Raw genomic sequence first — 13,227 nt, forward strand, 5'->3', positions numbered from 1 at the left:
TAGTGCCTTTCACAGAGGTAAGTCATAATTATAGAGCTTGGGTCAGGAAACTCTCCCGGCTCCCGGTTTTCCAACACCACAGATCTGCTACCCGGTTTCTGGTATGCTTGCGGCGCATTGCTAACAAGAGGCTTCACGTTGTTATGTCAGGTTGGCGTAAAATTTATTATAAATTATTGAATTTACCACTCAAATTGTTGGTAAGAAGTAAGGTTATCCCTTCAGATCCGGTCACGGAGTTAGGGTTGGATCCCTCACGGCCGATTTTGTATGTTTTACCTTATAATTCCAAGGCGGATTTACTGACGCTGCGCACCCAGTGCCTGGCGCAGGATTTGCCCGACCCCCTCAATCCGCTGGAGATAGACGGCACCGTGCTGCCAAGCCACGTGTTCATTCACGACGGCCCGCGCGTGTTCCGCTACTACACGCCGAAAGAAGAATCGGTAAAGCTGTTTCACGACTATCTGGATCTGCATCGCAGCAATCCGGATCTCGATATTCAGATGCTGCCGGTTTCGGTGATGTTTGGCCGGTCCCCAGGCCGCGAAGGTCACGGCACGCCGCATCTGCGCTTGCTGAACGGCGTTCAGAAATTCTTCGCCGTGCTGTGGCTGGGCCGCGACAGCTTCGTGCGTTTCTCCAACACCGTTTCGCTGCGCCGAATGGCGACCGAACACGGCACGGACAAAATTATCGCGCAGAAACTGGCGCGCGTGGCGCGCATGCATTTCTCGCGTCAACGTCTGGCCGCCGTCGGCCCAAGCCTGCCGGCCCGTCAGGATCTGTTCAATAAGCTGCTGGCCTCCAAAGCGATCGAAAAAGCGGTCGAAGACGAAGCGCGCAGCAAGAAAATTTCCCATGAAAAGGCTCAGCAGAACGCCATTGCGCTGATGGAAGAGATCGCCGCCGACTTCTCGTACGAGACGGTGCGTCTTTCCGATCGCGTGCTGAGCTGGACCTGGAACCGGCTGTATCAGGGCATCAACGTCACCAACGCCGAGCGCGTGCGCCAGTTGGCGCAGGACGGCCACGAGATCGTGTACGTGCCGTGCCACCGTAGCCATATGGACTACCTGCTGCTGTCCTACGTGCTGTATCACCAGGGCCTGGTGCCGCCGCACATCGCCGCCGGCATCAACCTCAACTTCTGGCCGGCCGGGCCGATCTTCCGTCGCCTGGGCGCGTTCTTTATTCGTCGTACCTTCAAAGGCAACAAGTTGTACTCGACGGTGTTCCGCGAATACCTCGGCGAGCTGTTTACCCGTGGCTACTCGGTGGAATACTTCGTTGAAGGCGGCCGTTCCCGTACCGGGCGCCTGCTGGAACCGAAGACCGGTACCCTGTCGATGACCATCCAGGCAATGTTGCGCGGTGGTACTCGCCCTATCACGCTGGTCCCGATCTACATCGGTTACGAACACGTGATGGAAGTAGGTACTTACGCCAAAGAGCTGCGCGGGGCGACCAAGGAAAAAGAGAGCCTGTTGCAGATGCTGCGCGGCCTGCGCAAGCTGCGTAATCTCGGCCAGGGTTACGTCAACTTTGGCGATCCGCTGCCGTTGACCACCTACCTGAACCAGAACGTGCCGCAGTGGCGCGAATCGATTGACCCGATCGAAGCCCAACGTCCAAGCTGGCTGACGCCAACGGTCAACGACCTGGCTGCCAAGATTATGGTGCGCATCAACAACGCGGCCGCCGCCAATGCCATGAACCTGTGTTCCACGGCGCTGCTGGCCTCACGCCAGCGTTCGTTGACCCGCGAACAGCTGCTTGAGCAGTTGGAGTGTTATCTGCAACTGATGCGCAACGTGCCTTACGCCGGCGACGTCACCGTGCCGACCCAGACGCCGGACGAGCTGCTGGATCACGCGCTGAACATGAACAAGTTCGAGGTGGAGAAGGATAACATCGGCGACATCATCATCCTGCCGCGCGAGCAGGCGGTGCTGATGACCTATTACCGCAACAATATCCACCATCTGCTGGTGCTGCCTTCGCTGATCGCCACCATAGTGATGCATCACCGCCGGGTGTCACGCGCTGAACTGCTGCGGCAGATCGGCCTGATTTACCCGATGCTGAAAGCCGAACTGTTCCTGCATAACGACAAGGAACAGTTGCCGGAAGTACTGCGGCCGCTGATCGAGGAAATGATCCGCCAACAGCTCATCTGCGACAAAGGCGACGATTTGGTGCTTAACCCGGCGCGCATTCGCCCTCTGCAACTGCTGGCAGCCGGCGTGCGCGAAACCTTGCAGCGCTATGCCATCACCATGTCTATCCTCAGCGCCAACCCGAGCATCAACCGCGGCGCGCTGGAGAAAGAGAGCCGCATCATGGCCCAGCGCCTTTCGGTGCTGCACGGCATCAACGCGCCGGAGTTCTTCGACAAGGCAGTGTTCTCTACCCTGGTGGCGACGCTGCGTGAAGAAGGCTACATCAACGATATCGGCGATGCAGTTCGTGAGCACACCCTCGAGGTGTACAGCATGCTGAGCGATTTAATTACCCCGGAAATCAAGCTGACTATCGAAAGCGTCAGCATGCCGGCGGAAACCAACGCGCAGCCGGAAACGGCGACTGTGGAAGAGAAAGACGAATAATCGATTGATAATCAAAAACAAAAAGGCACCGTCAGGTGCCTTTTTTATTGCCGAAATACCGCTATCCCTGCCAGTAACTCAATGCGATACCGATAAACAGTACCAGTCCGACATAGTTGTTATCCAGGAACGCCTTGAAGCAGGCATCGCGATCGCGGGTAGCGATTTGCTTTTGCTGATGGATAAACAAGGCACCCGCCAGCAGCAACGACCAATAAAATGCCCCGCTCAGCTGTGCCAGATAGCCCACCCACAGCAGCAGCAGCAGTGTGGCGAACTGCAGCAGACCGACGATCAGCTTGTCGTAACGGCCAAACAGAATGGCGGTGGATTTGACGCCAATCTTCAGGTCATCGTCGCGGTCTACCATTGCATACAGCGTATCGTAAGCCACCGTCCAGCAGATATTGGCCAGCAGCAGCAGCCAGCAGCTCAGCGGCAGCGACTCGCTGACGGCGGCGTAACCCATTGGAATGCCCCAGCCGAACGCCGCCCCCAGCACGAACTGCGGCAGATTGGTCACCCGTTTCATAAACGGATAGATCCACGCCAGCGCCAACGCCGCCAGCGATAGCCAGATGGTCATGGCGTTCAACGTCAGCACCAGCCCAAACGAGACCAGCACCAGCACCACGAACAGGATCTTGGCCTCTTTCTCGCTAACCCGGCCACTCGGCATTGGGCGCCCCGCAGTGCGCTTCACGTGACCGTCAACGGCGCGATCGGCATAGTCATTCACCACGCAGCCGGCAGCGCGCATCAGGAACACCCCAAGGACAAACACCAGCAGAATGGACAGCGGCGGCACACCCTGCCCCGCAATCCACAGCGCCCACAGCGTTGGCCACAGCAGCAGCAGGCTGCCGATCGGTTTATCGAGGCGCATCAGATGGCTGTAAGCCCGCCATTTGCTTTGAGTCACGCTTCCCTCCAAGGTATTTCCTCTCCTCATCATGCGGTTTCCGTACTGCCCGCCGCGTACAACGGCGAACCGGGTAAAAACAGTTCGGTCAGCAACAACGGCTTGCCCGCCAGCCGCAAACGGGAGCGGCGCGCCCACAGCGCACCCTGCCGACCCATATGAATGTAATCGCGGGTCAATTCACCGCTGCTGAACAGATAGCGCCCCAGCGGCAGCGTGCCCAAATCCACCAGCGCCTGATCCGGGCCGGTCAGGGTTTCCTGCGGGATCACCGTGCGCCCCAACAGCCAGGGCTGGTTATCGCCCAGCAGTATAATCTCACGCAGCCAATAACGCGGGCTGTCCGGCAGGTGCTCGGCCTCTTCACCCAACTGGTCGCGGGTGACGAAACATTCGCGCTGCGGTTCAACGTGCACGCGCCCGCAGTGGCGTTCAAAACGGCGGGTCATGGATCCTAACTCCATCAGCCAATCGCTGACGGTGGCGGGTACCGGGGGGGATTGCGTAGATAACCACTCAAGCGGCGGCAGGATGGAATCCCTATTGCCAGACATTGTTCTACTCCAGGCCCGACGCCGCCCCCTGCGGACCGCACCGGACCATACAAACTGTTAACAGAAATCCATTGTAACGCAGAAATTCAAAAGCGGCAGGCGGATTCGTGGCGCGGCAGGCAGCAAAATCGCGGCGGTAAAACGTCGCAATGTCATCTTTCTGCCCTTTCTGAAACCGCCGAACAGGTGCTGACAGCAGCACCAACATCATGCAAGCACCAGATCCTTATCTGCCGGGCATGCGTTAGTGATGGCCAGGTTGCTGGAGCGATAGGTGACCATGCGCAATAGCATGTGAAGTGACACGCGGCAGCTCTCGCCGCTGGCGACCGGACAGCCTGCGGTTGACAGTCGGCATGCCGGAACCGCAGGGCAAAAGGGTACGGGTGATGGAACAGGTAGATAACGCCCGTCTGCTGGCGCTGATTGGCGAAACTCTGGCCCGCGCATGAAAAAAGGTGCGCCGGGGCGCACCAATCATCGAGCCAGCATCGGCAGCGTCGGGTACTACCCCTTGCCTTTCACGCTGCCAATAAACGTTTCACGCGCTGTGGTGGAACCCAGTCTTTCAGCCTCATTCATCAGTTTCAGCGCCTTATCGATATCGCCCGCCTTCACCGCCTGCCTGATGCTGTTATTGAAGTAGCTTTCGGTGTCGTTCAGCATCGGCTCCGAAGGCTTGGCCGGTGCCGCGGCAGGTGCCGCCGTGGCCGGTGCGGTTGACCCCACCACCACCGGTGCAGCGGCCGGCGCCGGTTGCAGCATACCGATCATCACGTTGCCGGAACCCTGTTCAGCGGTCACCTTCAACTTAAGCGTCCCGCTGACGCTATGGCTGGCGATCGGGTCCGGAATATCCGGTACCGCGTTACCCACACCGGCGGCATAGGCCTTGGCCGGGTTGGTCAACTGAGTGGTTTTGGCCAGATCCTGACGGGTGGTGTACACCAGCATATAAATCTGTTTTTGACCGAGCGCCGGGGTCAGCTTCAGCGTGCCCTCGAGGCGATCGGAGGACATCGCCCCCGGCGGTTGGTACGGGAAGTAGCTGCTCGGGTAATAGGCTGCCGGGCGCAGGTGCTCGTCCAGCACCAACACGCTTGGCGCGTAAATCGAATTATTCTTGCTGATGCTGCTCAGCGTGACTTCCAGCGAACCGCGATCGGCCGGCAGCGTATAGGCGGCTATGGCGCCCTGAATGTCGCCCTGATTGATTTGCGGGCTGACATTATCCAGTTTCACTTCCTGGCTGACCGGCGGTACCAGCGGTTGCCATGGCAGGCTTTGCAGCGTGGTGGCGCTGATGGCCGGAGCAACGGAGACATTGGCCGGCGTATCGGCATGGGCCGCCAATGGCGCCCCCAGGCTCAGCGCCAGTGACAAGCAGAGTGACAGCAGATTCTTTTTCATTGTTATACCCTCTATCAGCGCCGACGCAGGTCAGGCAAGAGAGCCGGCGTCGGCGAATACATGTTGGGGAGAGCGCATGGCCCTCCCCGTCCTGTCATTACCACCAGATTTCCATCTGGGCACCGAAGGTGACTTCATCGTCATTGCCGCGGCTGAAGGTGTGCACGCTGGTGTCGTTATACGCGGTACCTGAGTTGTAACCGGTGCCGGAATCGCTGTTGGCATAGCCCCATTTCTCATCCCACTTGGCATAGGTTGCGAAGACGCGGATAGCCGGACGTGACCAGATGCTGTTGCCCGCCTGCCATTGTTGCGCCAGGGTGACTTTGTACTGGCCGTTGCGATCGCCGGTGCGCTGGGATTTCACGTTGTCGTAACCGGCTTCCAGCAAGGTGCTCATGATTGGCGTCCATTTGTACATTGGGCGCACGCCCACGGTGTACCAGGTGGTGCCGTTATTGTTGTCGCGATCGATGTCCTGGAACATGCCGACGTACATCAGCGCCCATTTATCGTTGAAGTCGATGGCACCGTGATCCAGCACGCGGATCATGTTGCCGTTATTGTCGATGGTGGAGCCCTGATTGCGGCCGTTGTTTTGCGAAGTCATCGAGTCGGTGGCGTATTGCAGCACGAACTTGTTGTAGCCACTCAGGATGCTCTGGGTATGTTCAGCAGTGAACATCCAGCCGTCTTTGCTGGCGCCATCAGCCAGGCTGTAACCGTCCTGCACATTGGCGCGGCCGTAGTCCACGCCGAGTTCCAGCGTGCCGCCCGGGTTCAGCTCCAGGCCGGCCAGGCGTACGTCGAAGGTGTCGTTGACGGTTGGGCGTTGATCCCACTCATTGTCCAGGTAGCCGTAGGAGCCGCCGGATTCGGAGTTACGGGTCACGGCGGCAGACAGCTTGCCGAAGCCCAGGTCGATGTTTTCCAGACCGGCGCCCGGGCCAGAGATATCCCAGTAGTAGAAGTCGATCATATGAACATCATGACGCTGATAGAAGCGCTTACCGGCCCACATGGTAGAACCAGGCAGCCATTCGATCAGGTTTTTACCCTGCACGTTCACTTCACGGAAGCCCGGTGTCACGTCTTCCCAGTCGGAACGTTGTGAAACGGAATAAGCCAGGTTGGTATCGAAGTAGAAGCTTTTATCACCTTCTTTCCACACTTCCTGACCCAGCTTCAATTCAGCGTAGGTTTCACATTCGTTACCGAGACGGTATTTGCTCGAGGCGCCGGTGGCCTGGAAGCACTGTTGCTCACCGCCGCTGCCGGTCCAGCCGATGCCGGAACGAGCATAGCCCTTAAAATCAACGGCCATTGCCTGGGTGGTCAGCACACCAGCGGCGATTGCCAGTGCCAGAGGAAGTTTGCGCAGAGTAGTCATCATTATTCTCCTGTTATACAGACTGTGATGCTTTAAACGCCCGGCTCCTGGTGCAGCCGTTTACATGCCGTACCGTCTTCACGGAACAGATGGCAGCGGTGAGGCGGCAGGCCTATAGCGAATGTTGCACCTTCTTCTACCAGCACCACGTCGTTCTGGCGGTAAACCAGGTTCTGACGAATTGCCGGGATTTGGATGTGGATTTGCGTCTCGTTGCCGAGTTGCTCCACCACCTGTACGTCCCCTGAAAGCTGAACTTCAGAGGCATTGCTGGGCAGCAGATGTTCCGGGCGGATGCCCAGAGACATGTTCGCGCCGGCCTGAACCTGCGTGCCTTCCACCGGCAGCCATACCAGCTGGCGGTTAGGCAGTTCGACCTGCACCTGTTGCGGCTCTGCGGCGGTCACTTTGACCGGCAGGAAATTCATTTTTGGCGAACCGATAAAGCCGGCGACAAAGCGGTTGGCCGGGTAGTGATACAGCTCCAGCGGTTTGCCGACCTGGGCTACTCGCCCGGCGTCCAGCACCACGATCTTGTCGGCCAGCGTCATCGCTTCCACCTGATCGTGAGTGACGTAAATCATGGTGCGCTGCAGGCGTTTGTGCAGACGGGAAATCTCGATGCGCATTTGAACCCGCAGCGCGGCGTCGAGGTTTGACAGCGGTTCGTCGAGCAGGAACACATCAGGTTCCGCCACCAGCGTACGGCCGATAGCCACCCGCTGACGCTGCCCGCCGGACAGCGCTTTGGGCCGCCTGTCGAGCAGGTGAGCCAGTTGCAGCACTTCCGATACCTGATTCACCCGCTGGCTGATTTCCGCTTTCTTCGCACCCGCCAGTTTCAGGCCGAACGACATGTTGTCGGCCACGGACAAATGCGGGTAAAGGGCATAGGACTGGAACACCATCCCAATACCGCGCTCGGAAGGCGGTACTTCATTCATGCGTTTATCGCCGATCAGCAGGTCGCCGGAGGTAATGTCCTCCAGCCCGGCGATCATGCGCAGCAGCGTCGATTTGCCGCAGCCCGATGGCCCGACAAACACCACAAACTCGCCGTCATCGATGGTCAGATTGACGTCTTTGGAAATCACAGCTTCGCCGAAGGCCTTATAAACGCTGCGCAGTGTGACGCTAGCCATGCGTTACTCCCCTGCTTTCGCAGTTAACATTTCGTGTAAAAATGGCGGACGCAAAACCCGCCAAAACCCATTGATGACCCTCTTGCTGCGCGCCGTGCTGCCATGCCAGTGGCAAGGTCGCCTCAGACGGTGCGGCCGCCTGAGTATAGGGCTGCAGATTAATCAGCGCTTCAAGGCATTGATCCTGATGGGTAATAAGTAAACGAACCACGCCATTCTTTTGGCTGACTGCGCTCAACTCGCCGTGCTGGATCACCGGTAAGCGACGCAGCGCCAGCAGCGACTGGCAGTAACGCAAAGTGGATTGGTTGTCATGCTGTTGACGACTAATCGCCAGCGCGCGATGCTCTATCGCCACCTGCTGATACCAGTGGATTTCCCCGGCAGTCACCTGTTCTGGTGCCTCGTGCCACGGCATCGGCGTTTGCGCGCCCAGGGGATCCAGCAGGCCGGCGGCATGCGGCAGGCCCAGTTCCTCGCCCTGATACAGGCAGACAGGCGCAGGCAACATCGCCAGCAGCGTCAAAAACGCATCGGCAGAGCGTAAATTCCCCTGTCCCCAATGGCTGACCACCCGTGGCTGGTCCGCATCGCCGGTGCTCCACAGACTGTCAGTCAGCGTGGTGCGACGAGCATGCAATACCTCAACCAGCAGCTCGATGCTGAAGGGCACGACCTCCAGCGCCAACCGACTGCGGACGTACTGCTGCCGGACGGCAGAGTGGCGGACAAGGCTCTGCCCATCGCAGTACCACAGCCCGAGCCCCTGAGCGGCTACCGCAGCGGCGGCTTGCGCCGACAGCTCATGCGGCAATACCAGACCATCGACAGACAACGTTTTCAGGTAAGGCAGCGCCGCAACCATGCCGTGCACGTCGCCCACGCCATCCCCGTTTCCATCGCGGAAACTGACCGGATGGATCCGGTACAGGGTGGGTTGAGTGACGGTAGGCATTAGCGACATAAATCCGGTTCCCTGCTGCACGTGACGATGAAAATCAATGAGGCCGATACTGCGGTAATCCCCACAAGGGGTAATCATCCGTAACAAGATTTTTCATGGGGGAGGAGATGGGAGGATGAGAGAACGACAGACGCGGCGAGAAGTTCAACGCTTAAAGCAAATCTGTGATCCCTATGGCAAAAATCGTCACCCTATTCTGTGTCTGACACCACAGAATAGGGCACAACGTTAACTGGATCACACTCCACAGCAGTGGGGCGTAGAGGGGGGGAGGATGAGAATGTGTCGCTTTGTGACCCACTATTACCGCGAAACCTCTCTCCTTGATTTACGTGCCCATAAAAAAGAAGGATTGGATTATGACTCGCAGCTTTACCACCGCCCGTACGCTGGTGCTTTCCGCTCTGACCACCTTGGTGCTTTCCTCTTCCGCCTTCGCCAAGATCGAGGAAGGGAAACTGGTTATCTGGATCAACGGCGATAAAGGCTATAACGGCCTGGCCGAAGTCGGCAAAAAGTTCGAGAAAGACACCGGCATTAAAGTCACCATTGAGCACCCGGACAAGCTGGAAGAAAAATATCCGCAGGTAGCCGCCACCGGCGACGGCCCGGACATCATCTTCTGGGCTCATGACCGCTTTGGCGGCTACGCGCAGTCCGGCCTGTTGGCCGAGATCCACCCTTCCAAAGCCTTCCAGGACAAGCTGTTCCCGTTCACCTGGGACGCGGTGCGTTATGACGGCAAGCTGATTGGCTACCCGATCGCGGTAGAAGCGCTGTCGCTGATTTATAACAAAGACCTGATCAAAGAAGCGCCAAAAACCTGGGAAGAGATCCCGGCGCTGGACAAAGAGCTGCGCGCCAAAGGCAAGAGCGCCATCATGTGGAACCTGCAGGAACCCTACTTCACCTGGCCGATTATTGCCGCCGACGGCGGTTATGCCTTCAAGTATGAGAACGGCAAATACAACATCAAGGACGTTGGCGTCGCCAACGCCGGTTCACAGGCCGGCCTGCAGTTCATCGTCGATCTGGTGAAAAACAAACACGTCAACGCCGATACCGATTACTCGATTGCCGAAGCCGCCTTCAACAAAGGCCAGACCGCAATGACCATCAACGGCCCTTGGGCGTGGGCAAACATCGAGCAAAGCAAAATCAATTACGGCGTTACCCTGCTGCCGACCTTCAAAGGCAAGGCGTCCAAACCCTTCGTCGGCGTGCTGACCGCCGGGATCAACGCCGCCAGCCCGAACAAAGAGCTGGCGACCGAATTCCTGGAAAACTACCTGCTGACCAACGAGGGTTTGGCGGACGTCAACAAGGACAAACCGCTGGGTGCCGTGGCGCTGAAGTCATACCAGGAGCAGTTGGCGAAAGATCCGAAGATTGCCGCCACCATGGCAAACTCGCAGACCGGCGAAATCATGCCTAACATCCCGCAGATGAGCGCCTTCTGGTACGCCGAACGCAGCGCGGTGATCAACGCCGTCAGCGGCCGCCAGACGGTGAAAGCCGCGCTGGATGACGTGCAAACTCGTATTACCAAGTAACAAACTACGTTGTGCGGGGCGCGGTAAAGCGCCCCGCTGTTGCTCCACAGAAAGGAACGCCCTATGCAATTAGCTCACGCCGGGTCGCCTGCGCGCAAGAAATCGAAGTGGTGGCAGAGTGACGTACTGAAATGGCTGGTGATCGGCCTGTTCAGTCTGGTTACCTGCTACCTGATTGTGTTGATGTATGCACAGGGTGAATACCTGTTTGCCATTCTGACGCTGATTCTGGTCAGCGCCGGGCTTTACGTCTTCGCCAACCGCCGTGCTTACGCCTGGCGTTACGTCTATCCGGGCATCGCCGGCATGGGGCTGTTTGTCCTGTTTCCGCTGATTTGCACCATCGCCATCGCCTTTACCAACTACAGCAGCACCAACCAGCTCACCTTTGAGCGCGCCCAGTCGGTGCTGATGCAACGCCAGTTCCAGACCGGCAAGACCTTCACTTTCGGTCTGTACCCGGCGGAAAACCAGCAGTGGCGCCTGCAGTTAACCCACCCTGACAGTGGCCAACAGCTGATTTCCGGGCCGTTCAGCTTTGATGCCAACGCGCCGCAAACGCTGAAATTGACGGTGGAAAATGCCGAACCGACAGGCGAACGCGCCACGCTGCGGGTGATTACCCAGAACCGCCAGGCACTGAGCCAATTGGTGGCGCAGTTACCGGAAGGCGGCGAGCTGCGCATGAGTTCACTGCGCCAGTTTTCCGGTACCTCCCCGCTGTACCTGCTGGACAAAGACAGCAAGGTGCTGACCGACCAACAGACCCATATACAATACCGACCGAACCCGGACATTGGCTTCTATCAGGCGCTGAATGCCGACGGCAACTGGGCCAAAGAAACCCTTAGCCCGGGGTACACCGTCACCATCGGCTGGAAAAACTTCCTGCGCGTTTTGCAGGATGAAGGCATCAAAAAGCCGTTCGTGTCGATCTTTATCTGGACCATAGTGTTCTCGGTGCTGACCGTGATCCTCACCGTGGCCGTGGGCATGGTGCTGGCCTGCGTGGTGCAGTGGGAAGCGCTGAAAGGCAAAGCCGTGTACCGCGTCATGCTGATCCTGCCCTACGCGGTACCGTCGTTTATTTCGATTCTGATTTTCAAAGGGTTGTTTAACCAAAGCTTCGGTGAAATCAACATGATGCTCAGCCATCTGTTCGGCATCAAACCGGCTTGGTTCAGCGATCCCATTACCGCCAAGAGCATGATTCTGATCGTCAACACCTGGCTGGGTTATCCGTACATGATGATCCTGTGCATGGGGCTGTTGAAAGCTATCCCCGACGATCTGTACGAAGCCTCGGCAATGGACGGCGCCACCCCGATGCAGAACTTTTTCCGCATCACTCTCCCGCTGTTGATCAAGCCGCTGACGCCGTTGATGATTGCCAGTTTCGCCTTTAACTTTAACAACTTCGTCTTGATTCAGCTGTTGACCAACGGTGGGCCGGACATGATCGGCACCACCACGCCGGCCGGTTATACCGACCTGCTGGTCAGCTACACCTACCGCATTGCCTTCGAAGGCGGCGGCGGGCAGGACTTCGGTCTGGCGGCCGCGATTGCCACGCTGATCTTCCTGCTGGTAGGCGCCCTGGCGATCCTGAACCTGAAAGCCAGCAAGATGAACTTCGACTAGGGAGAAAAAGAATGGCTATGGTCCAACCCAAATCCCAGCGCCTGCGCCTGTGGATGACTCACACTTTGATGCTGTGCTTTATTGCCCTGATCATGTTCCCGTTGCTGATGGTGGTGACGATTTCACTGCGCTCCGGCAACTTTGCCACCGGCAGTCTGATACCGGAGCAGATTTCATGGGATCACTGGCGTTTGGCGCTCGGCATGAGCGTGACGCACGCCGATGGCAGCGTCACCCCGCCGCCATTCCCGGTGCTGCTGTGGTTGTGGAATTCGATCAAGATCGCGGTGATCACCGCTATCGGCATCGTCACCCTGTCCACGACCTGCGCCTATGCCTTTGCCCGCATGCGCTTTCGCGGTAAAAGCACGTTGCTGAAAAGCATGCTGATTTTCCAGATGTTCCCGGCAGTGCTGTCGCTGGTGGCGCTATACGCGTTGTTCGATCGTCTGGGTCAGTACATTCCCTTTATCGGCCTGAACACCCACGGCGGGGTGATCTTCGCCTATATGGGCGGCATTGCGCTGCACGTCTGGACCATCAAGGGCTATTTCGAAACTATCGACAATTCGCTGGAAGAAGCGGCGGCACTGGATGGCGCCAGCCCGTGGCAAGCCTTCCGCCTGGTGCTGCTGCCACTGTCGGTGCCGATTTTGGCGGTGGTGTTTATTCTGTCGTTTATCGCCGCTATCACCGAGGTGCCGGTAGCCTCTCTGCTGCTGCGCGACGTCAACAGCTATACGCTGGCGGTAGGGATGCAGCAATATCTGAACCCGCAGAACTATTTATGGGGCGACTTTGCCGCCGCGGCGGTGTTGTCGGCTATTCCAATTACCGCCGTATTCCTGCTGGCTCAGCGCTGGTTGGTGGGTGGCCTGACGGCCGGCGGAGTCAAAGGTTAAGGTTTTTGCCACTGCAATGCGCTTGATGTACTTAGGTTTATTTTCTTTACCCTATGGATATCAAGTTACAGCCAGGCGACCAGCTCGCTCATCCCCAGGCGCTTACTTTGGTAAGTAACTGGGGTGTGCCAGTGCAGTCA

Annotated in this window: 10 protein-coding genes and 1 pseudogene; 5 read left to right on the forward strand and 6 right to left on the reverse strand. The window is 58.0% G+C overall.

Annotation, left to right across the window (positions count from 1 at the left end):
* The first annotated feature begins 143 nt into the window (after positions 1–143).
* On the forward strand, positions 144–2,609 hold the full coding sequence (plsB, locus tag D4100_RS24125; RefSeq protein WP_006317780.1) for a glycerol-3-phosphate 1-O-acyltransferase PlsB: 2,466 nt from the start codon (positions 144–146) through the stop codon (positions 2,607–2,609).
* A gap of 61 nt (positions 2,610–2,670) precedes the next feature.
* On the opposite strand, the gene ubiA is transcribed toward plsB, so the two are convergent.
* Both ubiA and ubiC read right to left on the reverse strand, forming a co-directional pair.
* Positions 2,671–3,564 (reverse strand): 4-hydroxybenzoate octaprenyltransferase, encoded by an 894-nt coding sequence (gene ubiA / locus D4100_RS24130; RefSeq protein WP_043912154.1) that lies wholly within the window; start codon positions 3,562–3,564, stop codon positions 2,671–2,673.
* Positions 3,561–4,085, reverse strand: coding sequence for a chorismate lyase (gene ubiC, locus D4100_RS24135; RefSeq protein ID WP_119805411.1), 525 nt, complete (start codon positions 4,083–4,085; stop codon positions 3,561–3,563). The genes ubiA and ubiC overlap by 4 nt, the downstream gene beginning before the upstream one ends.
* A gap of 299 nt (positions 4,086–4,384) precedes the next feature.
* On the opposite strand from ubiC, the pseudogene D4100_RS24145 reads away from it, so the two are divergent.
* A pseudogene (locus D4100_RS24145) lies at positions 4,385–4,537 on the forward strand (nucleoside hydrolase); the annotation flags it as partial.
* Between the two features lie 55 nt (positions 4,538–4,592).
* Here the strand turns inward: D4100_RS24145 and malM are convergent.
* The 4 genes from malM to D4100_RS24165 form a co-directional block, all read right to left on the reverse strand.
* Positions 4,593–5,495: a maltose operon protein MalM gene (malM, locus tag D4100_RS24150; protein WP_065506673.1), complete on the reverse strand. Its 903-nt coding sequence runs from the start codon at positions 5,493–5,495 to the stop codon at positions 4,593–4,595.
* A 97-nt stretch (positions 5,496–5,592) separates the two neighbouring features.
* Positions 5,593–6,885 carry a maltoporin gene (locus tag D4100_RS24155; RefSeq protein WP_119805412.1) on the reverse strand — a complete coding sequence of 431 codons (1,293 nt, stop codon included), beginning with the start codon at positions 6,883–6,885 and terminating at the stop codon, positions 5,593–5,595.
* 32 nt (positions 6,886–6,917) lie between these two features.
* The gene (malK, locus tag D4100_RS24160) at positions 6,918–8,027 is read right to left on the reverse strand and encodes a maltose/maltodextrin ABC transporter ATP-binding protein MalK (RefSeq protein ID WP_004948818.1); all 1,110 of its coding nucleotides are present in this window, start codon (positions 8,025–8,027) and stop codon (positions 6,918–6,920) included.
* Entirely contained in the window at positions 8,020–8,991 is a 972-nt protein-coding gene (locus tag D4100_RS24165) for an alpha-amylase family glycosyl hydrolase (RefSeq protein WP_065506873.1), read from the reverse strand. Before D4100_RS24165 ends, malK begins: the two co-directional genes overlap by 8 nt.
* A 359-nt stretch (positions 8,992–9,350) precedes the next feature.
* Between D4100_RS24165 and malE the strand changes: the two genes are divergently transcribed.
* The 3 genes from malE to malG all read left to right on the forward strand — a co-directional run bounded on the left by malE (position 9,351) and on the right by malG (position 13,087).
* Positions 9,351–10,544 carry a maltose/maltodextrin ABC transporter substrate-binding protein MalE gene (malE, locus tag D4100_RS24170; protein ID WP_119805413.1) on the forward strand — a complete coding sequence of 398 codons (1,194 nt, stop codon included), beginning with the start codon at positions 9,351–9,353 and terminating at the stop codon, positions 10,542–10,544.
* 63 nt (positions 10,545–10,607) lie between these two features.
* Complete coding sequence (malF, locus tag D4100_RS24175; protein ID WP_065506676.1) at positions 10,608–12,185, forward strand: maltose ABC transporter permease MalF; 1,578 nt, start codon at positions 10,608–10,610, stop codon at positions 12,183–12,185.
* Between the two features lie 11 nt (positions 12,186–12,196).
* On the forward strand, positions 12,197–13,087 hold the full coding sequence (gene malG, locus D4100_RS24180) for a maltose ABC transporter permease MalG (RefSeq protein WP_004948829.1): 891 nt from the start codon (positions 12,197–12,199) through the stop codon (positions 13,085–13,087).
* Positions 13,088–13,227: the final 140 nt, after the last annotated feature.

Origin of the sequence: Serratia inhibens, assembly GCF_003591175.1 — a bacterium.
Lineage (GTDB): Bacteria > Pseudomonadota > Gammaproteobacteria > Enterobacterales > Enterobacteriaceae > Serratia > Serratia inhibens.